The organism is Streptomyces sp. NPDC102259, assembly GCF_044766465.1.
Classification (GTDB): Bacteria; Actinomycetota; Actinomycetes; order Streptomycetales; family Streptomycetaceae; genus Streptomyces.
The window spans coordinates 85,145-110,764 of record NZ_JBIWMA010000004.1 but is presented as its reverse complement, the minus strand read 5'-3'; the positions used below and the strand labels follow the sequence as shown (position 1 = coordinate 110,764).

General features: G+C 69.7%; 18 protein-coding genes and 1 pseudogene. 10 read left to right on the top strand and 9 right to left on the bottom strand.

Going from position 1 to position 25,620, the window contains the following annotated elements; all coding sequences use genetic code 11:
* The first annotated feature begins 317 nt into the window (after positions 1-317).
* Positions 318-8,573, top strand: coding sequence for a ricin-type beta-trefoil lectin domain protein (locus tag ACIRPU_RS12275; RefSeq protein WP_403866236.1), 8,256 nt, complete (start codon positions 318-320; stop codon positions 8,571-8,573).
* A 93-nt stretch (positions 8,574-8,666) separates the two neighbouring features.
* Here the strand turns inward: ACIRPU_RS12275 and ACIRPU_RS12270 are convergent, their stop codons facing one another.
* Positions 8,667-9,119: a DUF5959 family protein gene (locus ACIRPU_RS12270; RefSeq protein ID WP_403865310.1), complete on the bottom strand. Its 453-nt coding sequence runs from the start codon at positions 9,117-9,119 to the stop codon at positions 8,667-8,669.
* Between the two features lie 223 nt (positions 9,120-9,342).
* Between ACIRPU_RS12270 and ACIRPU_RS12265 the strand changes: the two genes are divergently transcribed.
* The 4 genes from ACIRPU_RS12265 to ACIRPU_RS12250 all read left to right on the top strand — a co-directional run bounded on the left by ACIRPU_RS12265 (position 9,343) and on the right by ACIRPU_RS12250 (position 13,302).
* Entirely contained in the window at positions 9,343-9,612 is a 270-nt protein-coding gene (locus ACIRPU_RS12265) for a hypothetical protein (protein WP_403865307.1), read from the top strand.
* An 88-nt stretch (positions 9,613-9,700) separates the two neighbouring features.
* Positions 9,701-10,249, top strand: coding sequence for a hypothetical protein (locus ACIRPU_RS12260; RefSeq protein WP_403865304.1), 549 nt, complete (start codon positions 9,701-9,703; stop codon positions 10,247-10,249).
* Positions 10,250-10,675: 426 nt separating this feature from the next.
* A complete protein-coding gene (locus ACIRPU_RS12255; RefSeq protein WP_403865301.1) occupies positions 10,676-11,905 on the top strand; it encodes an FG-GAP-like repeat-containing protein in 1,230 nt (409 codons plus the stop codon).
* A 116-nt stretch (positions 11,906-12,021) separates the two neighbouring features.
* Positions 12,022-13,302, top strand: coding sequence for an FG-GAP-like repeat-containing protein (locus tag ACIRPU_RS12250; protein ID WP_403865298.1), 1,281 nt, complete (start codon positions 12,022-12,024; stop codon positions 13,300-13,302).
* Positions 13,303-13,335: 33 nt separating this feature from the next.
* Here the strand turns inward: ACIRPU_RS12250 and ACIRPU_RS12245 are convergent.
* Positions 13,336-13,497 (bottom strand): annotated as a pseudogene (locus tag ACIRPU_RS12245) (DUF397 domain-containing protein); the annotation flags it as partial.
* 8 nt (positions 13,498-13,505) lie between these two features.
* Entirely contained in the window at positions 13,506-14,357 is an 852-nt protein-coding gene (locus tag ACIRPU_RS12240) for a helix-turn-helix domain-containing protein (RefSeq protein ID WP_403865295.1), read from the bottom strand.
* Between the two features lie 200 nt (positions 14,358-14,557).
* Between ACIRPU_RS12240 and ACIRPU_RS12235 the strand changes: the two genes are divergently transcribed.
* The gene (locus tag ACIRPU_RS12235) at positions 14,558-14,965 is read left to right on the top strand and encodes an ATP-binding protein (RefSeq protein ID WP_403865292.1); all 408 of its coding nucleotides are present in this window, start codon (positions 14,558-14,560) and stop codon (positions 14,963-14,965) included.
* A 25-nt stretch (positions 14,966-14,990) separates the two neighbouring features.
* Here the strand turns inward: ACIRPU_RS12235 and ACIRPU_RS12230 are convergent, their stop codons facing one another.
* The gene (locus ACIRPU_RS12230) at positions 14,991-15,956 is read right to left on the bottom strand and encodes a D-2-hydroxyacid dehydrogenase family protein (RefSeq protein WP_403865289.1); all 966 of its coding nucleotides are present in this window, start codon (positions 15,954-15,956) and stop codon (positions 14,991-14,993) included.
* Between the two features lie 64 nt (positions 15,957-16,020).
* Between ACIRPU_RS12230 and ACIRPU_RS12225 the strand changes: the two genes are divergently transcribed.
* Both ACIRPU_RS12225 and ACIRPU_RS12220 read left to right on the top strand, forming a co-directional pair.
* Positions 16,021-16,443, top strand: a complete 423-nt coding sequence (locus ACIRPU_RS12225) for a DUF3052 domain-containing protein (RefSeq protein ID WP_403865286.1) — start codon at positions 16,021-16,023, stop codon at positions 16,441-16,443.
* A 324-nt stretch (positions 16,444-16,767) separates the two neighbouring features.
* Positions 16,768-17,661 (top strand): glycosyltransferase family 2 protein, encoded by an 894-nt coding sequence (locus ACIRPU_RS12220; protein ID WP_403866233.1) that lies wholly within the window; start codon positions 16,768-16,770, stop codon positions 17,659-17,661.
* Positions 17,662-17,880: 219 nt separating this feature from the next.
* Here ACIRPU_RS12220 and ACIRPU_RS12215 read toward each other — a convergent pair whose 3' ends face one another.
* Together ACIRPU_RS12215 and ACIRPU_RS12210 are read right to left on the bottom strand one after the other, a co-directional pair.
* Positions 17,881-19,638, bottom strand: a complete 1,758-nt coding sequence (locus ACIRPU_RS12215; protein ID WP_403865283.1) for a bifunctional 3'-5' exonuclease/DNA polymerase — start codon at positions 19,636-19,638, stop codon at positions 17,881-17,883.
* Positions 19,639-19,678: 40 nt separating this feature from the next.
* Positions 19,679-20,413 (bottom strand): Clp protease N-terminal domain-containing protein, encoded by a 735-nt coding sequence (locus ACIRPU_RS12210; RefSeq protein ID WP_403865280.1) that lies wholly within the window; start codon positions 20,411-20,413, stop codon positions 19,679-19,681.
* A 91-nt stretch (positions 20,414-20,504) separates the two neighbouring features.
* Here ACIRPU_RS12210 and ACIRPU_RS12205 point away from each other — a divergent pair, with 91 nt between their 5' ends.
* Positions 20,505-21,758: a DUF2786 domain-containing protein gene (locus ACIRPU_RS12205; RefSeq protein WP_403865277.1), complete on the top strand. Its 1,254-nt coding sequence runs from the start codon at positions 20,505-20,507 to the stop codon at positions 21,756-21,758.
* Between the two features lie 81 nt (positions 21,759-21,839).
* On the opposite strand, the gene ACIRPU_RS12200 is transcribed toward ACIRPU_RS12205, so the two are convergent.
* Positions 21,840-22,385 (bottom strand): DUF4232 domain-containing protein, encoded by a 546-nt coding sequence (locus ACIRPU_RS12200; protein WP_403865274.1) that lies wholly within the window; start codon positions 22,383-22,385, stop codon positions 21,840-21,842.
* Between the two features lie 217 nt (positions 22,386-22,602).
* Complete coding sequence (locus tag ACIRPU_RS12195) at positions 22,603-23,130, bottom strand: hypothetical protein (protein ID WP_403865271.1); 528 nt, start codon at positions 23,128-23,130, stop codon at positions 22,603-22,605.
* 1,474 nt (positions 23,131-24,604) lie between these two features.
* On the opposite strand from ACIRPU_RS12195, the gene ACIRPU_RS12190 reads away from it, so the two are divergent.
* Positions 24,605-24,823 carry a DUF397 domain-containing protein gene (locus ACIRPU_RS12190; RefSeq protein ID WP_052183895.1) on the top strand — a complete coding sequence of 73 codons (219 nt, stop codon included), beginning with the start codon at positions 24,605-24,607 and terminating at the stop codon, positions 24,821-24,823.
* Positions 24,824-24,967: 144 nt separating this feature from the next.
* Here the strand turns inward: ACIRPU_RS12190 and ACIRPU_RS12185 are convergent, their stop codons facing one another.
* Positions 24,968-25,453 carry an ATP-binding protein gene (locus ACIRPU_RS12185; protein WP_355702715.1) on the bottom strand — a complete coding sequence of 162 codons (486 nt, stop codon included), beginning with the start codon at positions 25,451-25,453 and terminating at the stop codon, positions 24,968-24,970.
* Between the last annotated feature and the right edge of the window lie 167 nt (positions 25,454-25,620).

Here is a 25,620-nt window from a genome sequence, read left to right as displayed (position 1 = left end):
CGGGCCTGGTGACAAGCCGTGACGAGCGCGCGACGCGTCGGATTGGGCGGTTGGAGTATGAACAGCTACTCCGGGCGAGATCAACACCCCTGAGAAGGCGGTGGGTTGGCAATGTCGGCGTAAAGAGCCCTGGGGAGTTTCTTTGCTGATCTTTGTCTTGTTTTGATCAGTGACATAGCTAACACACATTCAGCACACCTTGACGAGGATCTTCACAGCTCCTTTATGTTCGTGCTCGGTTTGTAATTCGCTGATCACCATGTGCCATCGGTCCGCATGTTTCTGATGGTTTATGACTCGGAAAGGGTCAATTGACCGTGCGTGCGGTGCTGTCGTGGTGCGGGAGGGGTTCGCTGGCGAGATCGCCGCGTGAACGCCTGGCCCGTCGTAGAGCCCGGCTCGGCGTCATAGCCGGGCTGGTCCTTGCCCTCAATGTGGCCCTCCTGCCCGGTGCCGAGGCCTTCGGCCCCGACGACACCCGTACGCCGGTCGACCTCGCCGAGCTCCAGGAGACGGACCCGGTGCCGGTCGACGAGGAGCTGACCGGGGCCCTCGAGGACCTGTCCGGCCAGGTCTCGACGGAGCCGGAGAGCCCGTACGAACCGGCGGCCGTCGCCGAGGTCCCGGAGGCGTCCGGCAGCAAGGCCGTCGACACCATGGCCGCCGGCACCACGACCGAGGTCGCCAAGTCGGCCGACGGCGTCATGACCATCGGTGTCGGCGCGCCCAAGGGCGCCTCCGCCGCCCAGGTCGACGCCCTCGAAGGCCAGTGGAGCGTCGCCGCCGCGTCCGAGGACACGGCCGTGGCCAACGGCGCGCAGGGCTTCATGCTCGCCGTCGACGCGCCCGACACCGCCACCGGCGACGCGGTCGTCTCCATCGACGCCACCAAGCTCGCCGAGACCTACAGCGCCCAGTGGCTCGACCGGCTCTCCTTCACCCTGATGCCGTCCTGCTACGCCGAGACGCCCGATGTCGAGGAGTGCTCCACCGGCGTCCCGGTGACCACCGACGTCGAGCGCACCGGCCGGACCGTCAGCGTGGCGGTGGACGCCGGTGACTCCTCGGGCTCCGAGGAGGACTCCGGCGAGGACGGCGCGGCCGACGAGGTCGTCGGCTCCACCGACGACCACAAGCCGGTGCCGGAGACCTTCGTCAACGTCACCCTGGACACGGACGCGCTGCGGACCGTCTCGGGCGCCACGTCCACGACGACCGCCGGCACCGCCGTCGACCAGGGCAACGGCTCCACGGTGAACTCCGCGGTCTGGCACGCCGGCCGCCCCGCCGACGCCGTACGGCAGATCGCCGACTCCTCCGGCGGCGGCCTCCTCGTGGGCAGCTCCTACGGCGCGGGCTCCGGCGGTGACTTCTCCGCCAGCCCGATCGTGTCCGCGGGCTCCTGGACGGCCGGCGGCTCCTCCGGCGCGTTCAGCTACGCGTACACGATGGCCGCCCCGCAGGTCCCGGCCGGCCCTTCGCCCAACGTCACCCTCAGCTACAACTCGCAGACCTCGGACGGACGTACGTCCTCCACCAACAACCAGGTCTCCTGGGTCGGCGAGGGCTGGGACTACAACCCCGGGTCCATCACCCGCACCTTCGTGGGCTGCGCCGCCGACACCGCGAACGCCAACAACAAGGACCACTTCACCGGCGACCAGTGCTGGGGCTCGTACAACGCCGTGCTGTCCCTGAACGGGACCACTACCGAGCTGGTACGCGACGACACCACCAAGCAGTGGAAGAGCGCCCGCGGCGACAACATGCGCATCGAGCTGCTCGACGCCGCCGACTACAAGCGGATCACCGGCATCGACGGCTCGAACAACGGTGACGACAACGGCGAGTTCTGGCGCGTCACCACCGACGACAACACCCAGTACTACTTCGGCCTCAACCGTCTGCCGGGCTGGACCTCAGGCAAGCCGGAGACCAAGTCGGTGCTGTCGGTGCCCGTCGCCGGCAACCACGACACCGACCCCTGCTACAAGCCCGCGTTCAAGGACTCCTTCTGCGACCAGGGCTGGCGCTTCCAGCTCGACTACGTCGTGGACACCACCGGCAGCGCGATGACGCTGTGGTGGGAGCAGGAGAAGAACTCCTACGCGCAGAACATGAAGGAGAAGCCTCCGGTCGTGTACGACCGGGGCGGCTACCTGACCCACATCGACTACGGACAGCGCGCCGGAGCCCTGTTCAGCGAGGAGCCGCTCGGCCGGATGCGCTTCCACGCCGCCGAGCGCTGCTTCGACGACAACGCCTTCAAGGTGGCCTGCTCGGGGGCCAACTTCGACTCCAAGCAGTCCGACCGGACCCGGCCCTGGTTCGACACCCCGGCCGACCTCTCCTGCGAGTCCGGCAAGAAGTGCCAGACGTACGCCCCGACCTTCTGGTCGCGCAAGCGCCTGGTCTCGGTCGACTCCTGCGCCCAGCGTGAGCAGGGCGTCCGGCTCACGGAGTACACCTCCGACGCCGACGGCAACGAGAGCGGTCAGCGCAACGCCTGCGGTCTGGCGGGCGACTCGGCCACCACGACCCTGCTGTCGAAGGTCGACTCCTGGGGCCTGAAGCAGTCGTTCCCGTGGAACCTGACGGGCGAGTACACCGCCCTGTGGCTGGAGTCCATCGGCCGGGTCGGGTACGCGGTCGACGGTTCCTCCGCCGCCCTCAAGCCGGTCTCCTTCGGTCACAACGAGAGCGCGCTGCCCAACCGCGTGAGGACCAGCGCGTCCGACCCGGACGAGGTGTTCGCCCGGCTGCGCATCCAGGAGGTCGTCTCCGAGTACGGCGGCCGCACCCACATCGACTACAAGGCCCCCGACGACAAGTGCCTCACCGGCGCCACCCGGGCGGCCGTCGACAAGAACGACCAGCTCTGCTACCCGGCCTACTGGCACGCGGACGGTGAGCTGGAGGACAAACGCATCTCCTGGTTCCACAAGTACGTCGTCGACAAGATCACCGAGTTTCCGCGTCTGTCGGACTCCAAGGAGATCGTGACGAAGTACTCGTACGAGACCTTCGGCGACGCCGTGGACGGCGCGCTGTGGGCCAAGAACCAGTCGGAGTTCTCCCGCCCCAAGAAGCGCACCTGGGACGACTGGCGCGGCTATCCGACCGTCATCACGACCACCGGCGTGACGGACGCGGGTGAGGGCACCGCCGCCTCCAAGTCGGTCACCCGCTACTTCCGGGGTATGAGCGACGACGTCCTCGCCGACAGCACCCCGGATAAGGCGTCCGACGACGTCAAGCGCTCCTCCGACATGACGGACATCAACGGCGCGGTGCTCAAGGAGGACCGCAAGGCGTACGCCGGCATGGTCGCCGAGTCGCTGACCTACCCCGACACGAGCGCGGACACGAAGACCGGCTGGACCGCCCGAACCGTCAACATCCCCGACACCCCGGTCCGGCTGGCCACCCGCAAGCGCACCGACGGCCCGGACGTCGTGTCCGAGCGCGTCACCCTCGGCGAGACCAGGACCGTCAGCAAGGCCTCGGTCAAGGGCCCGGACGGCTCCTACCTGCGCACGCTGACCACCCAGACGGACTACGACGCCACCTACGGACTGCCCACCAAGGTCCGCGAGTTCGGCGACACGGCCGTCACCGGCGACGAGACCTGCACCGCGACCTCGTACACGCACAACACCGACGGCGACACCTACCTCGTCGGCCTGGTCGCCCAGACCGTCACCACCACCGGCACGACCACCTGCTCCGCCGACCTCTCCAGCGCCACCGCCTCGACCCTGGTCAGCGCCTCGCGCATGTACTACGACGGCGCCACCTCGCACACCGCAGCACCCACCAAGGGCCTGGTGACCCGGACGGTCGCGCCGACCGGCACCGGCACGGGCTGGGAGACGGCCAACCCCGAGTCGCGGATGGAGTACGACCCGCTCGGCCGCGTCGTCAAGGCCACCGACCCGACCGGCGTCGTCGACACGACCAAGTACACGCCGGACAGCGGCCAGGTCTACCGGATCGACACGGTCACCGGCAGCAAGGTCGTCGACGGGGTGGAGACCGGCTTCACCGACATCGCCACCCTCGAGCCCGGCCGCGGTGTCACCATCAGGTCGACCGACGCCAACAACCGCGTCGAGTCGTACGAGTACGACCCGCTCGGCCGCGCCGTCGCCGCCTGGGACGCCACCCAGGCCGCGACGGACGACCCGACGGTCAGATACACCTACAACATCGACTCGGACAAGCCGGTGTCCGTGGTCACCGAGTCCCTCTCGGGCAACCCGAGCACCGACGCCGGCGACGGCACGTACCAGTCGTCGACCACGATCTACGACGGCCTGGGCCGCGAACGCCAGACCCAGACCCCCGCGGTGGACGGCGGCCGACTGGTCACCGACACCCTGCACAACAGCTCCGGCCAGGTGCGCTACACCCGCAACGCGTACTACATGGAGGGCGACCCGGACACCAAGCTGGTCGCCCCCGACTCCGAGGCGCTGGTCCCCAACGCCACCTCGTACACGTACGACGGCCTGGGCCGCGTCCTGACGGTCACCCCGGTGCACAGCTCCTACCCGCAGACGGGCGAGAAGTTCACCAACGCCGGCAAGGACGTGCAGACCACGGACCGCCGCACCCGCTACGAGTACGGCCTCGACTACACGGTCGTCCGCCAGCCGCAGGGCACGCCCGCCTCCCGGGTGTGGACGGACGCGCTGGGCCGCACCACCCGCCAGGACACCTTCGGCGACACCGCGCTGACCGAGGCCGGCGCGATCACCACGACCTACGAGTACGACGTCCGCGGCGACATGGTGACCAGCACCGACGACGTCGGCAACACCCGCACCTGGAAGTACGACGCGCTGGGCCGGGTCACCGACACCACCGACCCGGACGCGGGCGCCGCCCACACCGACTACGACGCGTTCGGCCGCGTGGACAAGGCGACCGACGCCCGCGGCCAGACCGTCTCGTACACCTACGAGCGCCTGAACCGCGTCGAGCAGGTCAAGGTCACGCCGAAGGGCTCCACCACCGCGACCGTCGCGCAGACCTACGCCTACGACGCCGCACCCGGCGGCAAGGGCCAGCTGTCCTCGGCCACCCGCCTCAACGACGGCAAGGCGTACACCACCAGCGTCGGCGGCTACACGGCCGACTACCAGCCGACGGCGATGACCACGGCGCTGCCGCCCGGCTCGACCGCGGGCCTGACCGCCGAAGGCTTCGCCACCCAGTACACGTACTCCTACGCCTACAACGCCGACGGCCAGCTGGAGAAGTACACCGCCCCGGCGGCCGGCGGCCTCGACGCCGAAGCCGTGATCACCCGCTACAACGAGGCCGGCCTGCCGACCACGGTCTCCGGCAAGGACTGGTACGCCTCCGAGACGTCCTACTCGCCGTACGGGCAGGTGCTGCGCGCGACGGTGGGCGAGGTGGGTCGCCGCCTGTGGCAGGAGAACACCCTCGACGAGTCCACCGGCGAGCTGCGGACCAGCAGGCTGATCCGGGAGACCTCGACCCCCGACACGACCCTCGTCCCCGGCAGCGAGGTGAGCAAGCGCTCCTACTCCTACGACGCCTCGGGCAACGTCCTGTCCGTCGCCGACCGCATGGGCACGACGACCGACCAGCAGTGCTTCAAGTACGACGCGCTCGGTCAGCTGAAGGAGGCGTGGACGACGCCGGGCGGCGCCTGCGTCGCCACCGGCAAGACCACCGCCGAGCCGGTCTATCCCGACGGCAAGGTCAACGTCTCCGCCAACAACTCCGGCTACTGGCAGTCGTACGAATACGACGTCCTGGGCAACCGCACCAAGAAGACGGCGTACCAGGCCACCCCGACCATCACGGCCGGGGTGCGTGACAGCAAGGGCGACGTCGTCACCGACTACGCCTACGGCACCAGCGACACCGCGAAGAACGACCAGCCGCACACCCTCACCTCGTACACCACGACGTCGACGACAGCGGCCGGGGCGGCGGTCAAGACCCGCTCGGACCAGACGTACGACAGCGCCGGCGAACTGGAGAAGCGCAGCACGGGCGGCGACACCGCCCAGGCCCTGACCTGGACCTGGGACGGCAAGGTCGAGTCCGTGACGGGCTTCGGCGCGGACGGCTCGGGCGCCTGGGTGGGCACCGGCGACATGTGCCTGGACCTGTCCAACGGCAGCAACGCCGCGGGCACCGCCGTCCAGATCTACGTCTGCAACGGCAGCAAGGCACAGAACTTCCGCCTCAAGGCCACCGACGCCGACAACAACGGCACGGTCGAGAACACGGCGATCGGCCAGCTCGTCGCCGGTGGGGTCTGCGCCCAGCCGACCGGCACCGCGGCGGGCTCGGCGGTCCTCATGCAGGTCTGCGACACCACGGTGGCGGCCACCGCCACGGCGCAGCGCTGGGAGACCCTGAGCACGGGACAGATCAAGCACTCGTCGGGCCTGTGTCTGTCCGCCCCCGCGTCGACGGCCGGCACCGACCTCACCCTGGCGGCCTGCAACTCGACCGTCGCCACCCAGCTGTGGAAGCCCGCCTCCAAGACGACCTACGTCTACGACGCGATGGGCAACCGCCTGCTGGAGCGCACCACCGCCGGCGCGGTGCTGAACCTGCCCGACACCAAGGTCTCGCTGACCACCGCAGGCAAGACCCGCTACACCGAGCGCACCTACGCGGGCATCGGCGGCCCTGCGGTGACCCGTTACCGCGAGGGCAGCAACACCGCGGCCGGTGTCGCCGAGTACCTGTTCGCCCAGGCGACCGACCTCAACGGCACCCCGGTGGCGGAGGTCCGCTTCGACGCCGGCATGACCGTGCGCACCACGAAGCGGGACCCGTGGGGCGAGGACCGCGCCGCGAACCTCGGACCGCGCACGCACACCGGGTTCCACACGGGCGACGAGGACAACGAGACCGGCCTGACGCACATGGGCGCCCGGGAGTACGACCCCGGGACGGGCCGCTTCATCTCGGCCGACCCGGTCCTGGACGACAGCGATCCGCTCCAGGCCAACGGCTACTCGTACGCCAACAACAGCCCGGTGACCCACGCCGACCCGTCCGGTCTGACCTCCTCGGCATCCAGCTTCGACGCCTCGATCGCGGCGCTGGACGCGAAGATGGCCGAGTACCAGAAGACACTGAACCGCTCGATCGGCGATGTGATCCTGGCGACCGGCTGGGCCGTGTTCAAGGAGTTCATCGGCTGGAACGACGTGGTCGGCTGCTTCACCCAGGGCGACCTGTGGGCCTGCGGCAGCCTCCTGATGGACGCCATCCCGTGGACCAGCGTCTTCTCCAAGGGCAAGAAGATGTGGCGTGCCTTCAAGGGCACGATGAGCGCGGTCAAGGCCTTCCGGGCGGCGAAGCGCGCCGCCGAGATCGGCATGAAGGCGGCCAAGGCCGCCAAGGTCGCGCTGCTGAAGGCGAAGAAGGCCGCGGAGGCGGCCGCGGCCGAGGCCAAACGCAAGGCGAGAGAGGCAGCCAAGCGAGCCGCCGCGGCGGTCAAGAAAAAGGCCCACACAGGCTCGAAGGGAGCCAGAGGCAACCCGGTCCAGGTCAAGGCCCGCACGCAGGCCCAGCACAAGGGCTCCTCGGGCGGCGGCAAGGCCGAGAACAAGTCGGGCGGGTCGCGGAGCGGGTCGGGCAAGGAGGACTCGGGCGGCGGGGGCTCGGGTGGTGAGGGCGGCACCTGCAACAGCTTCACGCCGGACACCAAGGTCCTGATGGCCGACGGCTCGACCAAGGCGATCAAGGACGTCAAGGTCGGCGACAAGGTCCTGGCGACCGACCCGGAGACGGGCGAGACCCGGGTGGAGACGGTCACCGCCGAGATCAAGGGCCAGGGCGTGAAGCATCTGGTCAGGGTCACCATCGACGTGGACGGCACGAAGGGTTCCAGGACCGCCGAGGTCACCGCGACCGAAGGGCACCCCTTCTGGGTCCCTGAACTCGGTGAATGGATAGACGCGACGGATCTTCGCACCGGCGAGTGGTTGCAGACGGGCGCGGGCACGCGCGTCCAGATCACGGACCTCGAGCGCTGGACGGCATCCGACGCCACCGTCCACAACCTGACGGTCAGTGTCCTGCACACGTACTACGTGGTGTCGGGTGCCACGTCCGTACTGGTTCACAACACCAGCGCCTGTCCGACCGGCCAGGGCGGCGGCGAGATCGACTACGGAAGCATCGACGCGGATGGGCGCAGGTCCGGAGTCGTCGCGATCGTCACTCCCTCGATGCTGGGCACCGGGTCCAAGGCGACCCAGAGGATGGGGAAGGATCTGCCGGGCTTTGTGAGCGGAGCCAACGGAGACGCTCGCGGCCATCTTCTGCCAAGGGCCCTGGGGGGATCAGGGACGACAAGGGAGAATATCGTCAGGACGACCGAGGCCATTGACAACGGCGTCATGAATGAGTTCGAGAAGGAGATCGCCGCGTATGTCGGATCGGGCAGCGGGAATACCATCATGTATTCGGCGACGCCACACTATCGCTCAGGCAGCAATATCGCCTTCGCGGTGACAATCGAGGCATTTGACGACACCGGTTGGTCTATGGGTCGGACATTCATGCAATGACGATGAGTCGATGAATTTCGTGGGGGCAGGGCCGGCGTGCTGGCCCTGCCCCCACAATTCGTTGATCACATGGAATTCGATTCCAGTAAATGCTCAGCTCTTCCACTGGTAGGACCCAGGTGATGTCTCCGTTACTTCCATGGGCCAAGCCTTCAGTGTTTGGTCGAGGTGCTCGCGCTGTGCCCGGGCCCAGCCGGTATCCAGGGCCATTGGAATGATGACTGTCATGCCTGAGCCGGAGGTGTCCTCGATGGTCACTGTCGAGTCGTCATCGTCGCTTCTCGCGCTTTCGATCCTGAGCGTGGACCCGTTCCCCATGTCCAGCCATTCGGCGTTCTGGCCATTTTCCAGAGACTCCAGGGCCAAGGACCATGACGTCAGATCCGAGAGGAAGAAGTGGACAGGAAATCGACCGCTGAGGAAATCGCTGTCCACGATTATTTCCGCATCCATCAAGTCATGCTCCGGGAGGATTCCGGGCTTGTGGCGGCCCAGAAGATGCAGCCGGAAACTGTTGCTGCCGTCAGACAGGTTGATCAGGTCCATGTCGTCCGTCCTGTATGTCAGGGAGGCACTGCTGGCCGCGCTGGAGTCTGTTTCGTCCGCGCCCCGGCCCGGTCACGGCCAGGTGTGGAGTACATGAAAGCATCTTTCGTACTGCGCGACGGGTGCTGCCCCTGTACTCGCTCGCGACTATCTTGGCGAGGGGCTGAGACAGGGGCACGAGGATCTCCGCTCGGGCCGGGAGAAGAGCACGCTCCCGGAGGAAGTGCTCGATCAGTACGAGGAACTCGACGAAATCGCGGAGGAATACGGCGCATCGCAGATGCTTTCGGCGCTTCTCGCATGCAGCGATACACCCGAAGGGCTGAGTGGAGAAGTCCTGTACGGCGTTCTGGGCTTCTGCTACGAGGCAGTGCTCGACCGTGAGGATGTTCCGGTCTGCAGCCTTGAGGCGGAGTTGGAGAACGCCCGGTGCCGTGAGGTCATCGCGTTCCAGAAGCAGGCTGTCTCTGAACCCTTCGGAAACTCCGGTTGATGGCTCGTTCCCGCTACCGGGCTTGATCACATTGGGTCGTGACGACCTCGGCCCGTATGCCAACTGATCCCGAACTTCTAGGACGGTCATGAGCGCACTGGACGCACTCGTCAACCTGTGTCCACCTCCACCCGTCAAACACGTCCGCCCCGGCTACGCCGCCGGGGCGGAACCGGACGGTGGAACCATGGTGCTGCCCTCCAGCCACGCTGAACTGCTGGAGGTCTACGGACCGGGTTGTTTCAACGACTTCTTCTGGATCTACGACGACGGTTGTCCCAACACCTGGCTGGATATCCGGGCACGCAGCCAAAAGGCCACTCAAATACTTTCGGGGAAACGCATCCCCGAAATCCGGGCAGTGTTGGATGAATTCGAACTCGATCCGTCCAGCATGATCCAGTGGGGAGTCACGGATAATGCAGACTACGTCTTCTATATTCCTTCGGGTGTGCCCGATGAATGGCCCACGCTCATCGTCGAAGCGGGACAGCTGAGCTTTCAGTTGCTTCAACAATCGGCCCCAGAGATCCTTCTGGGTCTTCTCGACCGGACATTGACCTGCCCGTTCTTCTCTGTGGAATTCTTCGAAACGGTGCCTACCTTTCAGAGATGGCAGGAGGAAGCGGAGGAGTAACTCGTCGTGCCTTCTGGTCGAGTGTCGACGGGCGGGGAAGTGCTTGGCCAACAACCACGTCCCCCTGGTCGAGCCGGAAATGCCCGGCATCGAGCCGGAGCGACACAGGTTCATTCGCTCGGGTTCTCCTCTGAGAGGGGAGGGAGTCGGGTCGGCCGGATGGAGCCCTCCTGGTGACGAAGTGCAGTACTTCGACCAGAGGGGAGCGGCCGGGCAGGGGGAAGCCGCCACGGGTGTGATGGTTTGTCACATATGAAACTTCTTGGCGCCCTGGCTCGGTCTGGAGAAGCCCATGGGGACCCCGAGGCCCGGTGAGATTTGTGTGTGTTCGAGGGTCGCGGTGTGTCTATCATGCACACAACATTCACGTGTTCGAGGCATGCGCGCACGCGCGCCCCGGACATAGCGCACCCCGGGGGAAACTGAGTGCGTCCGACTTCTTCGCGTGCCCTTCGTGGCGCCCTGACGGCCGGTGTCGCAGCCGGAATCATCGCGACCGGCGTCACCGTGCCCGCCCAGGCCGCGAGCGGGTACGACCGCTGCTCATGGGGCAGCCTCTGTGTCTTCAGCGATCCGCTGGGCAAGGGGCAGATGCTGGTCGTCAAAGGCAGCGCGCTGAACCTCGGCGCGTGGGACAACCGCATCAGTTCCTACGCGAACTACACGGATTGGCCGGTGTGCTTCACCCTCGCCGCGGGGCTCGATCCGCGGGACGGCGCCTCCCATTACTACCCGGGGCAGGGCTCTTTCGACGAGAGCGCGACGCCCGAGCTCGACAACACGGTCAGCTCGCTCGACCTGGGGCCCGAAGCGGACCAGTTCTGCGCGGGTGAGAGCCGGTACGCGACCTTCCAGTGGGACAACGAACCGAAGCCCAGGCCCGCCGTACTTCCCGCGCACGGGGCCTTCGGCGATGTGAACGGCGACGGGTACGCCGACGTCTTTTCCCGTAACAAGTTCGGGCAGCTGTGGACATCCCACGCGTACGGCAGCGGGAGCGGTGCCCGGCTCGTCGGGAGCGGCTGGAACGCCATGACGCAACTGGTCCGGCACGGTGACTACAACGGGGACGCCAAGGAGGACCTGTACGCCCGGGACAGGACCGGGGTGCTGTGGTTCTACCCGGGCCGGGGCGACGGGACCTTCGGCACGAGGGTGCGGGTCGGCGGCGGCTGGAACACCATGCGCGACCTCGCGGCCGCAGGTGATCTGACGGGCGACGGCAGGGCCGATCTGCTCGCCGCCGACCGTACGGGCACCCTGTGGGCGTATCCAGGCGCCGGCAAGGGTTCCTTCGGGACGCGGAAGAAGGTCGGCGGCGGCTGGAAGGTCATGAACGAGCTTGTCGGCGCGGGCGACATGAACAGCGACAAGCGAGCCGACCTCGTGGCCCGGGACACCGCCGGGAAGCTGTGGTTCTACCCCGGCAACGGCAAGGGCGGCTTCGGCACCCGCAAACTCATCGGAGCCGGCTGGAACGGGTTCACCGAGCTCGTCGGCCTGGGCGACATGACCGGTGACGGCCGGCCGGACCTGATCGCACACGCCCCGCGCGAGGCCTCGCTGCGCGTCTACCCGGGGACCGGCGCGGCGGACGGCGGCGTCAAGGCCGCGAAGCTCTTCGGCAGCCTCCAGTCGAGCGTCCTGGTCTTCTGACCGGCACGCGGGACCGCTGCCGCCCGAGGTCGCATCGCACCTCACCGACTGATCCCGACTGCTTCCGGGCCGGTACTGCCGGGCCCGATCCTGCCGGACCGAACGGAGACCGATTCATGCTTCGCATTTCCCTGGGCCGACGTACCCCGTGCGCGCTCCCGTCGCTCGGACCTACCGCCACCCGGCGAACCCTCGGTGCCGCGGTGGCCCTCGCCGCGTCCATGGCCACGCTGGCCGGCACCGCCCCGCAGGCGGCGGCCGCGGACAACTCGGCCCGCTGCCCCTCGGGGAAGCTGTGCCTCTTCCAGTACGGCCAGTACAAGGGCGAGATGAAGATCGTCCCGTCGAGTCAGGCCGCCCTGGGCGGTTTCGACAACAAAACCTCGTCGTTGGTCAACAACAGCGGGAAGTGGGCGGTCGCGTACACCGGCGCCAAGTACACCGGCGGTGACACGCTGTTCATCAGCCCGCACAACGGGGCCATCGAGCTCACCGGCGGTGCGTTCGGCGGTGCGTTCGACAACAAGATCAGCTCGATCCGGGTCGCCACCACCGAGTACGAGGCCGTCCAGGGCGTCCCCTGGATGGACTGGTACCGCCAACCGGAGGAGAAGCGGCCGGAGGGACTGCCCGACGTGGCCCGCTTCGGGGACCTGAACAACGACGGACGTCCCGATCTCCTGGAGCGCGCGGCGGACGGCCGGCTGTGGTTCCTCTCGGGCATCGGCAATGCCGACGGGAGCACCAAGGGGAAGCTCGTCGGGAGCGGCTGGAACGCCATGACGCAACTGGTCCGGCACGGTGACTACAACGGGGACGCCAAGGAGGACCTTTTCGCCCGGGACAGGACCGGGGTGCTGTGGTTCTACCCGGGACGGGGCGATGGCACTTTCGGGAGGCGGAAGAAGGTCGGCGGCGGCTGGAACACCATGCGCGAGATCAGCGCGGCCGGAGACCTGACCGGCGACGGCCGCAGGGATCTGCTGGCCCGCGACACTGCCGGAAAGCTGTGGCTGTACCCGGGCACGGGCAACGGCGTCTTCGGCGCCCGCAAGATCGCCGGCAGTGGCTGGAACGCCTTGAACCGGATGGTCTCACCGGGCGACATGACCGGCGACGGCAAGAGCGACCTGGTGGCCCGCGACGGATCACGTGCGCTGTGGCTGTACGCGGGCAACGGCAAGGGCGGCTTCGTGCCGCGCAAGAAGCTGCCCTACGCCTGGCCCAGCGACGAGCCGGTGATCGCGACGGGCGATGTGAACGGCGACGGACTCTCCGACCTCCTGCGGCCCATCGACTATCAGGTGTTCGTCTACTACGGGAACGGCAGGGGTTCTGTCGGCGGCCCGAACGCCGACATGCTCTGGGACAACGCCACCAGCGTCCGCGTGTTCTGACGTGATGGGGGTACCGAGCCGGCGTATGCCGGCCAGGAACTGGGCGAGGGCGGCCGGGGTCGTGGTCAGGATCGTGGTGGGCCTGTCGCTCTCGCGGAGGTGGAGGGCGGCGGGGGTGGCGGTGAGTTCGAGGCAGTTGTTGCCGTCGGAGCCTCCGGAGAAGGACGACTTCTGCCAGTTGCCGGGAGTGGTCACAGTGCGCCTCACAGTTCCTTCGCCAGCCTGCTCATGAAGTCGCGCGAGGCTCCGGGCTCCAGCGATTCCGCCTTCAGCTTACGGAAGAGCGTTCGAAGGGCGCCGAGCTGAGCTTCGGAATCGACGAGGGCCGTACCTTCCGGCCCGTCACGCTGCGCCGAGTCCAGCTTGGGCACCGCTCCGCCTGTCAGCGTCATGGTGTTCCAAGCTCCTGCGAAGCCGTCGCGGTCGAAGGGGATCACCCGCACAGTGACGTGGTCCACCTCGGACAGGTCCAGGATGTGGGTGAGTTGGGCACGGGCGGCGGCGCGGTCGCCGACCCGGATGCGTAGTGCCGCTTCGTGGATCACCGCCTCGTACGGGACGGGATCCGCCCGCTCGATGATCGCCTTGCGTTGCATGCGGTGTGCCACCCGCAAGGCCAGGTCGTCGGCGGGTAGTTCAGGCACCCGATACGCGAACACCGCGCGGGCGTACTCCTCCGTTTGCAGAAGGCCGGGTACGTGCAGGCATTCCACGTCGGCCCGATACGTGGCGTGATGCTCCAACTCGGCCAGGTCCAGGAATGCCGAAGGCAGTCGGCCCCGGTACTCCTCCCACCAGCCTCGCGTTCGATCGGTCGCCATCGCCACCAGGGCGTCGATGAACGCCTCGTCCATGCACGCGTAATGCGCGGCCAGGCTCCGCAACCGCTTTTCACTCACGCCTGATTGGCCGTACTCGATCTGGTTGATCTGGGTGGAGCTCACCCCGAGCAGGGCCGCCGCCTCCCGGGCCTTGAGGCCGGCCGCTTCACGGAGCCTGCGCAGCTCCACCGCCAAGCGCACCTGACGTGCCGTCGGTTCGCGCCTCAGGCCCATGGGTCACTCCTCCCAACGCGCCCGTGAGCGCGACTCGTTCGGGGTCAGATTACGGGACCGGCTTGCTGAACCTGGAAATCCAGGTCTACCGTCGGTGACGCAACGCACACGCTGCGGAAGCGCACCGCTCCGTCCTGCCGGGACGGCTGAGGCAATGCCACCGCGCGCACATTCCACCCCCCCACCTGTGGAGCTGACCCATGCCTGAGGCCGACTCCTGGGAGTACTCCCTCTACATCCCCAGTGACCCCCGTGCCGTCACCGTCTGCCGCCGCACCCTGCGTCTGATCCTGACCCTGTACGGCCTGATCCACCTGGTCGACACAGCGGAGCTGCTCGCCTCGGAGCTGGTCTCGAACGCCGTACTGCACACCAAGGGCCCCGCCTGCCTGCGCCTTCGCTTCCGGGACGGCGTTCTTCAGATCGGCGCCTGGGACGCGGACCCCGAGCCGCCCGAGCCACCGCGCCGGCTGGAGGACCTGACCGAAGCGGAGAACGGCCGGGGTATGGCCCTGGTGCGGGCCTGCTCCGACCTCTGGCACTGGCAGCCGCTGTCCCGCATGGGCCACCGGGGCAAACTCGTGTGGTGCGAACTGAACGCGGCGTAGCTCGTTGATCACACGCCCGGCCGACTTACCCCAGTACCCGCACCGGCGCCCCCGCAAGATACCCCCGTATCCCTTCCACCGCCTGTCCGTAGTACCGCTCGTAGTTCGCCCGGGAGACGTACCCGAGGTGGGGAGTGGCCAGGAGGCGGGGAGTCGTTCGCATCGGGTGGTCGGCGGGGAGGGGTTCCACGTCGAAGACGTCGACCCCCGCGCCCGCGATACGGCCCTCACGCAGCGCCGCCAGTAGCGCGTCCTGGTCGACGATCGCCGCCCGCGAGGTGTTCACCAGGTACGCCGTCGGCTTGAGCAGAGCCAGTTCGGCGGGGCCGAGCAGTCCCCTGGTGCGGTCGCTCAGGGGGAAGTGGATCGACACGAAGTCGCTCTCGGCGAGCAGCTCCTCCTTCGAGGCGGCCAACCGTACGCCCACCTCCGCCGCCCGACCCGCCGTCAGGTTCTGGCTCCAGGCGCTCACCTCCATGCCGAAGGCGAGGCCCACCCGGGCGACCGCACTCCCGATCTTCCCCAGGCCCAGCAGTCCGAGCCGCCGCCCGTGCAGGTCCGCGCCGACGGTCGACTGCCACGGCCCGCCCTCCCGCAGAGCGGTGCTCTCCTGCACCAGCCCGCGCGCGAGGCCCAGCAGCAACGCCCACGTCAGCTCGACCGGCGGAGTCGAGGAGCTCTCCGTACCGCACACCGTCACGCCGTTCGCCTTCGCCGCCGCGTAGTCGATCACCGAATTACGCATGCCGGAGGCGATCAGCAGGCGCAGCCGGGGGAGACGGTCCAGCAGCGACGCCGGGAAGGGGACGCGCTCCCGCAAGGTGACCACACAGTCGAAGTCGGCGAGTGCCACGGCGAGCGCGTCCTCGTCGCCGAAGTGCTCGGTGAAGGAGACGACCTCCACCTCCTCGCCCGAGGCCGGCACCGACCAGTCGGCGAGGGTCGTCGCGACGTTCTGGAAGTCGTCGAGTACGGCACAGCGGAAGGGCACGGCTTTCCTCCAGGTGAGGTGATTCCGACCGGGGGCGGGTCCGGTCCGAGGTTACGGTGAGCCCGTGCGCGACTCGGCCGCGACCGGCGGTTACTCCGGCACCCCCCTCGCCAGGAAACTCGGCGTCAAGCCCGGCCACCGGGTGCGGTTGCGCCACGCACCGGCCGGGTGGGAGGTTCCCGGGCTCCCCGACGGCGTCCACCTCGCCCCGGGCGGCCCCCGTGACGCCGACCTCACCGTGGCCTTCTACCGCGCCCATGCCGACCTCGCCGCCGAGGCCCCGGCCCTCGTCCGCGACCTCGCCGACGACGCCATGCTCTGGATCGCCTGGCCCCGCAAGGCGGCCGGACATGTCAGCGACATCACCGAGAACGCCCTCCGCGACCTCTTCCTCCCCCTCGGCGTCGTGGATGTGAAGGTCGCCGCGCTGGGGGAGGACTGGTCGGGGGTCAAGTTCGTCCGACGCAGGGAAAACCGACGCGGCTGAACCGACGTGCCCGGAGCCGACGTATTCAGAGCCGACGCATTTGGAGCCGACGCATTTGGAGCTGACGCATCCGGAGCCGACGCGTCCGGAGCCGACGTATACCGAACCGGCGCGGCCGGGGCCGGATCGGCGGAGCGGGCTTAGGCAGAACCGGCATAAAAGGGAAGCAAAATGAGGCGGCGTCGGAGCAACGCCCGCACCTGAGGCAACATCTAGGTGAACGACGGCCCGCGCGTGGACGGGACGCGGTCGCGTCGAGGGCAGGACGGAGTGAGGGACGTGGTGGACGTGACGGACATCGGGGACGTGGCGGACATCGGGGATGTGGCGGGACCGAGGATCGCCGTGGCCGTGGTGACCATGGGCAACCGGCCCGCCGAGGTCGACGCGCTGCTGGAGTCGGTGGCCAAGCAGGACCTGGCGCCCGCCCGCATCGTGATCGTCGGCAACGGCTGCGAACTCCCCGACTTCGCCCAGCGCCTCTTCCTGCCCGGCGAGGTCACCACGATCGACGTCGACGAGAACCTCGGCTGCCCCGGCGGCCGCAACGTCGCCCTCGCCCGCCTGCGGGAGTACGGCGACGTGGACGTCGTGGTCGAACTGGACGACGACGGGCTGCTCGTCGACGCCGGCGTGCTGAGCCGCGTACGCGACCTGTACACCGCCGATCCGCGCCTCGGCATCGTCGGCTTCCGTATCGCCGACGAGCACGGCGAGACCCAGCGTCGGCATGTACCGCGCGTCGGCGCCTCGGACCCGATGCAGGGCGGGTACGTCACCGGCTTCCTCGGCGGCGGCCACGCCCTGAGCATGGCCATGCTCGCGGAGACCGGCGACTGGCCCGCCGAGTTCTTCTTCGCGCACGAGGAGACCGACCTGGCCTGGCGGGCCACCGACGCCGGCTGGAAGATCCTCTACGCGCCCGAGCTGCTGCTCCAGCACCCGAAGACCTCGCCCGCCCGGCACGCGATATACCACCGCGTCACGGCCCGAAACCGGGTCTGGCTGGTCCGGCGCAACCTTCCGCTGCTTCTCATCCCCGTCCACCTGGGCGTCTGGATCGTCGTCACCCTTCTGCGCACCCGCTCGCTCGGCGGTCTCAAGGCCTGGTTCGGCGGGTTCGCCGAGGGCGTGCGCAAGCCGGCCGGACTTCGGCGGCCCATGAAGTGGGCGACGGTGTGGCGGCTGACCCGGCTGGGCAGGCCGCCGATCATCTGAGGGGCCGTCGGGCCGTCGGGCTGTCGGACCAGTACGGGGCCGGCGCGGAACGGGGAGCAGGGCCGGGTCCGGACCCGGTCCATACCCTCGTCGACCTCACCGGCACGCAGACAGCCACTACGGTCACTGCACCCCGCACGACCTGGTACGGGACTTCGCCCCTGAACTCGCGAATCGTGAACTCGCGAACTCGTGAAACGCCGAGTGGGCCGGAGCTGATCACTTCGCGTCGGCATAGCACTCCACCACCGCCGTGGTGAACGGAAACCGCACCGGCGTCTCCCCGAACGTCAGCCGCCCGGCCAGGCCGGACGCCTCCTGGATCGCGGCGACGACCGCCTCGGCCTCCTCCTGCGGACAGTGCACGATCACCTCGTCGTGCTGGAAGAAGACCAGCTCGGCCGCCATCCCCGCGCAGGTGCGCCGTAGCGCGGCGAGAAGCAGCAGCGCCCAGTCGGCGGCGCTGCCCTGGACGACGAAGTTGCGGGCGAACCGGCCCCGCGCGCGTGCGTTGGTCGAGGCGTACCCCGGCACCCACTGCCGGTCGGCTGAGGTCTCGTCCTCCCCGCCGGGACCGCCGGGACCACCGGGACCGCCCGGGCCGCCGGAATCGCCGAGGCCGCCGGAGTCGACGGGGATGCCGGCCTCCTCCGTGCCCTCGTCCCCCGACCCGGTCGCCGGTGGGCAGGTCCGGCCGAGCCAGGTCCGCACGAGCCGCCCCTCCTCGCCGGCCCGGGCCGCGTCGTCGACGTACGCCACCGCGCGCGGGAAGCGACGGCGCAGTGCCGCGAGGTTCTTCAGGCCGTCCCCGGAGGTCTGGCCGTAGACCGCGCCGAGGACGGCGAGCTTCGCCTGGGCGCGGTCGCCGGAGAAGGCGCGGTCGGAGACGGACTGGTAGAGGTCGCTCTCCCGCCCGGCGACCTCCATCAGCCCGGGATCGCGGGAGATCGCCGCCAGCACGCGCGGCTCCATCTGGTCGGCGTCGGCGACGACGAGCCGCCAGCCCGGGTCGGCGACCACGGCCCGCCGGATGACCTTGGGGATCTGGAGCGCGCCCCCGCCGTTGGTCACCCAGCGCCCGGTGACCGTGCCGTGCGCGAGGAACTCCGGCCGGAACCGCCCGTCCCTTACCCAGTCCTGGAGCCAGGACCACCCGTGAGCCACCCAGATCCGGTACAGCTTCTTGTACTCGATCAGCGGCTTCACGGCAGGGTGGTCCAGGGTCTCGATCTCCCAGCGCCGGGTCGACTTGATCCGGATGCCGGCCTGCGCGAAGGCCTTGACCACGTCGGCGGGCAGGTCGGGGCGGACCCGGCGCCCGAAGGCGGCCGACACCTCGTCGGCCAGCTCGGCCAGCCGCCGCGGCTCGCCTCCGCCCGCGTACCGCTCGCCGAGCAGGTCGTGCAGGACCGCGCGGTGCACCTCCGCGCTCCACGGCAGCCCGGACCGGTTCATCTCGGCGGCCACCAGCATCCCCGCCGACTCGGCCGCCGTCAGCAGCCGCATCCGCGCCGGATGCTCGGCCCGCTCGTGCCGCCGCTGCTGCTCGGCGTAGACGGCGAGGAGGTCTTCGAGCGGCAGCCGGACGGCGGTGTCCTGCGCCTCGAACAGCGAGGACTGCGCGCCGGGCGCGGCCGAGCGCTGCGGCGGGTCGGCCGGTACGGGGCCGCCGCGCAGCCGGGCCAGCGCGGCGGCCGCCGAGCGGGGCTCGCCGGAGCGCCCCTCGTGACCCAGGAGGAGGGTCTCGGCGTCCTCGACGTCGTAGCACCGCTCCACTCGCACCCCCGTGGCGAGCAGACGCGGATACACCTCGGCCGTGGAACGCCAGACCCAGCGGGTGACGTCGGGCCGCTCGCGCACGGCCCGCGCCAGGTCCGCCTCCCGCAGCACCGGACCGGTGGGCAGCCCGTCGGGACCGAGGGGGGCGAGTTCCACGCCACCGTCCTCGGCCGGAGCGAGTGCCCACCGGTCGGCCATGCTGCGAGTGTGGCAGGGGGGTCTGACAACGGCCCGCCGGCTACTCCTGGTCCGGCTGCACCGAGATCGTGGCCAGGACCTTCGCGACATATCGTTCGGTGCCGGTCTTGTCGATGCCGAGCCCGCTGAGGACGCCCTCGCCGTTCTCGAACTCCAGCAGCGCCAGCAGGATGTGCTCGGTGCCGATGTAGTTGTGGCCGAGGCGGAGCGCCTCGCGGAAGGTGAGTTCCAGGACCTTCTTGGCTTCCGGACCGTAGGGGACCAGCTCGGGCACCTCCTCCGCGGCCGGCGGGAGCGCGGAGGTCGCGGCCTCACGGACCGCGTCGAGAGAGACGCCCTGGTCGGCGATGGCCTTCGCCGCGAGGCCCTCCGGCTCGGCGAGCAGACCGAGGACGAGGTGCGCGGGCAGCCCCTCGGCGTTGCCGGCGGTCTTGGACGCGTTGTGCGCGGCCATCACCGTGTTCCGCGCGCGGGGGGTGTAGCGGGTGAAGCCCTGGCTCGCGTCGAGGTCGGCCGACTCCTTCGGCACGAACCGCTTCTGGGCGGCCTGCCGGGTGACGCCCATGCTCCGGCCGATGTCGGTCCAGGACGCGCCCGAGCGGCGGGCCTGGTCGACGAAGTGGCCGATGAGGTGGTCGGCCACGTCGCCCAGGTGGTCGGCGGCCATGACGGCGTCCTGGAGCTGGTCGAGCGGCTCGTTGTGGACCTTCTTGATGGCGTCGATGAGGTCGTCGAGACGGACGGACGAGGTGGTGCCGGGTCGTGGAGTCGTCATGTGTCAACCGTAGGTTGACAGTGGAGGAGTGTCAACCCGAGGTTGTCACTCCGGTGGGCTCCGGCTCCGCGCTCCGTGACACGATCGACCGGTGAGCAGCACCCACCACGACAACCCGAGCGGGAACCGGCCCGGCAACGCGTCCGGCGGTCCGTCCGGCAACGCGTCCACCGGCCCGTCCGGCAATGCGTCCGGCAATACGTCCAGCGACTCGGCCGACGGCCCGGCCGGCACCGTCGAACGCGCTTTCCGGGCCGCGCTCTACGACACCGCCGACGCCACCCTCGACACGGGCGCCTCGCTCCTCGCCGCCGACCGCGCGGCGGACGCCGAACTGGTCCGGCGCGGCACGGAGTTCGTGGCCGGGACCTGGCGGCGCGGCTGGCAGCCCGCCGACCTCGTACGCCTCGTACGGCGCGAGCTGGACGACGTCCACGTGGGCCTGGTGACGGAGCTGATCCGCGCGCAGGCGCACGACGACCGCGCGCGCGGACGGCGCTGGGCGGCCCAGCTGGCGGAGCTGTCCGCCGACGCTCCGCCCGTGCCCGCCACCGACCGTTTCTCGCACGCCACCACGGTCCTGGAGCTCTACCGCCTGCTGCTGCGCCTGCCCGCCCTCGAACCCCTCCAGGAGCCCGCACCGCACCGGCAGTCCCGGCCGGGCTCCCACTCCCGCATGCTCACCCGCATCCGTGCGCTGCTCGCCAAGGCCGAGGCGACCGGTTTTCCGCAGGAGGCGGAGGCGCTCACGGCGAAGGCGCAGGAGCTGATGGCCCGGCACAGCGTCGACGAGGCGCTGCTCGACGCCCAGGCGCCGGCCCCGGACGCGCCGGGCGCCTGCCGGATCGGGGTCGAGCCGCCGTACGAACAGGCGAAGGCGGTGCTGCTGGACGCGGTCGCCGACGCGAACCACTGCCGGGCGGTGTGGAACGAACCCTTCGCCTTCTCCACGGTCGTCGGCTTCGAGGCCGATCTGGAGGCGGTGGAGCTGCTCTACACCTCGCTGCTGGTACAGGCGCAGTCCGCGATGGCGAAGGCGGAGGCGGCCCAGCGGTCCGGCGGCCGCAGACGGACCAAGACCTTCCGGCAGTCCTTCCTCGCCGCCTACGCCCACCGCATCGGCGCCCGTCTGGGCGAGGTCACCGCCGCCGCCGAGACCCAGGTGACCGACGAGCTGCTGCCGGTCCTCGCCTCCCGCCAGGTCGCGGTCACCGCCGCGACGGACCGGATGTTCCCGGAGACGGTCTCCACCCGCCTGCGCGGAGTCACCGACGAGGCGGGCTGGACCGAGGGCGCCGAAGCGGCGGACCGGGCCCGAATGCGATCCCGGCCCCGGCTGCCCTGACATCCCCGGCTCCGGCTGCCGTGACCGTGACATCCCGACTGTGGCTGCCGCGTCTCCCGGCGGGGGCCGGTGCCCGGTGGATCAGTCGCCCGCCTGCTGGAAGGCGCTCACCGTCGCGTCCGACACCTTCTCGCTCTTGAGGGCGACATCGCCGTACGACCAGGGGAAGCTCAGATCGGCCGAGCCGCCCGGGAGGCCGTACTTCACGGTCTTGACGGCGAGGCTCTTGTCGCCGCCGTCCTCGCCGCGCACGTAGGTGATCGTGAAGGTGGCGGTGCCCTGCGCCGGGACGGTCAGCGCCTGCGCCTCGGCGGCCTCGTCCTTCGCCACCGTCACGGAGTCGCCGTCGGCCGCGAGTTCGACGGCGGGGAAGCCGTTCAGGGTGCACTCCGCGCCCTTGTTGGTGAGCGTGACGGTGACGTTGCCGCTGTCACCGGCGGCGGGAGCTGCGTTGACGGGGCCGACCTCCTGGCCGAGGTCGTCGGCGGCGCAGGTGGTGCCGCCGGCGCCGGTCGATCCGGAAGCCTTGCTCTCGTCGGTGTCGGAGCCGCTGTCGTCCCCGCCGCCGCAGGCGGTGAGGAGCAGGGCCGCCGCGAGAGCGGTGATGGTGAGGGGAACGGCGCGCATGAGTGATCCCTAGGGTTTCGTGACGGTGCTCGAAGGATCATCACGCACGCGTGCGTGCACGTGTCGCGCGCCCCCCGCTCTCGTGACCGCTTCGCTATCCGGTTCGTCCGAGCCGTTCCAGCCCTCCCGAAGGCCTCCCGAAGGCCTCCCGAAGGCATCACGAAGGCCTCGCGAACCGGCCGGGAGAACTTGCGAACTCCCCGACAGGGCTCCCGAACTACCCGAGGCCGGCCGTCGGCAGTCCCGACGGCCACTGGCCGCCCTCCGCCTTGGCGAACGTCTCCTTGCCGACCGCACCCGACCAGGTGACCTTCAGGGACCTCGCGTCGGCGGAGTCGACCATGCCGGTCGTCCGGTCGCCCTTCCCGCTGGTGCACTTGAGGTGGATCATCTGCATGCCCGCCTCCTCGCCGGCGGTCCCGCTGCACACGCTCCCGCCGGTCACGAAGAGGGCGGCCTGCTTCCCGGTGATGATCAGGGCGACGGCCTTGCCGTCCGTCGTGGCGAGCCAACTGCCCTCCAGCTCACCGGCGGCGGAGACGGAGGCCGAGGCGGACGCGGAGTCCGTCGCACCGCCCGTGCCCCCGGTCGCCGTCGTGGGCGTCGCCGAGGAGCCGTCGTCGGACCCTCCGTCGTCACTGCACCCCGTCAGCACGAGTACGCCCGCCAGCGTGGCGGCCACGGCAACGGCCGCGGCCCGCACCGGCCGACGGGACGCGCCTCGCGAGAAGATCGCCGAAGTCACTGCAAGCTCCCAAGCTGTAGCCGGCCGGCTGGATCGGCCGGGTCGACCGCACGGACCGTGAGGCCGTACGGACCGGTAGGGGACCGCAGCAAGCTACCAGCAAGCCCCGGCAGAACACTGGGCGTGTCCTGTGACCCACCAGGACGACTTCCGGACCCCGGGCAGATGTCCCGCGTGGACCTGCTCCCGCGGACTCACCCGACGCCCACCCGGTCGTCGACGTCGAGATATCCCACGTCAGCCACCCCCCTTCTCCCCGCACCGGCACCGCCCGCGCCCCGGACACGGCCGGCCGGGTCGAGCGCTTCGAGCTCCGCTACGGGAAGCGGGGCCGGGCGCGAGTCCGTCCGCCGTGACCGTCGGCGGGCTGCACGCCGACGCCCCCCGGACGACGCCCGCCGGACGACGGTCGCCTCCCGGCTGACCCACCCGGCCCGGGGCTACCGTCACCTCCCGCTGACCCACCCCACCCCAGGGCCACCACCCCACCCCGCCCGATGACCCACCCCGCCCGATGACCCACCCCGTCCGGGGCCCGCCCCCGGGCATCATCGGCGACGGTCCGGTGCGGGCACTCCGCCGTCCGTGTCGGACCGCCGCCGCTCCCTCCCGCATCTGTCCTGTACGCGTCCTCCGCGTCCACTCGCGCCCCGTCCGGGAGCGGTCTTCTCCGTACTGCCGACCCCACTGTCTCCGTATGGCTCGGACGTCGCTTGTATGAGCAGATTCACGTATGCCGTCTACTCGCCCTGGCCGTCCGAAGGGCCCGTCGGCCCGACAGTCGGCCGAGTCGTCGCTACCGCGTCGGGCCGTCCCCGCCCCGTCCCCGCGACCGACTTCACCGACCTGCGCGGGGGTGGTGGCCTGTCGCCGTCGACCGTCGTGGCCCGGGGTGTCGCGGTTGCGGTCGGGGGCGACGGACCGGTCGCGTCGTCCTCGGACGGACAGGTGCCGGGGGGTGTCGGTGGCGGATGGGGTGCCGGAGATGCGCCCGGCCGCCTCGCCGCCCGCCACCCTGCGTCACGGGCGCGCACCGGGTGGAGCCGCGCCCGGAGGGACCTCCCGCCGTGCCGAGCGGATGACGGGCATCCGCCGGAACCGCTTCCTTCGGGACGTCCCCGCCGCCGAGCGCCGGCCCCCGGAAGCCGATCCGTTCCCGGGTCGAGGGAACAGGAAGGCCGTGGCAGGCGTCTGTTCCTCATGCATGAGTAGTTCGATCCGGACGACTTTCACGTGGACCTGGCGTCGACCGCTGACCCTGACGTGCGGGGCGGAACGTCGGGTAAAGCGGGCGTCAAAGCTGTAACCACGCAAGCACCCCGCGTGCACGTGCATCTGCTCATGCGGCTGCATGTGAACGGGGCTATGATCCGGGGCAGTTGACCACGGCACCAATGGCCACACGAGCCAGTGCACCACCAGGGAGCGACCTGTGGACCACCACGTTGACGGGGGGCACGACGTGTACAACGGCATGACGGCCACACAGCTGTACGGGGTTGCCTGGCAGAAGAGCCGGCACAGCAACTCGCAGGGTTCCTGCGTCGAGTTCGCACGGCTGCCGGGCGGTGACGTGGCCGTGCGCAACTCGCGCTTCCCCGACGGTCCCGCACTCGTCTACACCCGCGCGGAGATCGAGGCGATGCTGCTCGGCATCAAGGACGGCGAGTTCGACCACCTGATCGCGAGCTGACGTCCCTCGACGTCCTCGCCCTCTCCTCGGCCTTTCCTCGCCCTCTCCTCGCCTTTTCCTCCGCGCGCCCAGATTTCGGAATTGTCGCGTGAAAACGGTGGGCAACGCGCGTAGAACCGCGGCGTCAGAGCGCGCCGCGGTTCGTCATTCGGCAGGCGTGTGCAGCCGGAAGAGCGCCCAGACGACCTTGCCGCCCAGACTGCCGGAGAGCGGGTGCCAGCCCCAGCTGTCGGCGAAGGAGTCGACGAGGAACAGGCCGCGGCCCGACTCCGCCGAGAAGTCGTCGCTCTCGCGGGGCAGCGGACTCTCCCGGCTGGGATCGCGCACGGCGCACACGAGCCGCTCGGTCCACCGCATCAGGTGCAGTCGCACGGGTGGATGCTGACGGTCCTGCACATGCGGGACGTCGTCGGAGGACACCCCGTGTCTCAGTGCGTTGGTGACCAACTCCGAGACGACCAGACAGACATCGTCGAAACGGTCGCCGACGTCCCACTGGCCGAGGGTCCGCTTGGTGAACTGCCGGGCCTCGCGCACCGCTTCGAAGCGGGCGGGCAGCGCACACGAGGCGGCGTTGGACACGGCCGCGGGATCAAGCGGCGGAAGGCCCTGCCGTAACGGCTCGAGCATGGTCGATCCATTCGTCCCCATGCGAGGCACTCCCGGGATTCGCGGTCGTTGCGATGCAGCGGTGGCGCGAGACCATGGTTTCCGATGCGCACTGCGGATGCAAGGGCAGATGCACGTGCACGTGACCGAAATGGACCCGCCCGTACCGCTTCTTGGCCATTTTTTCC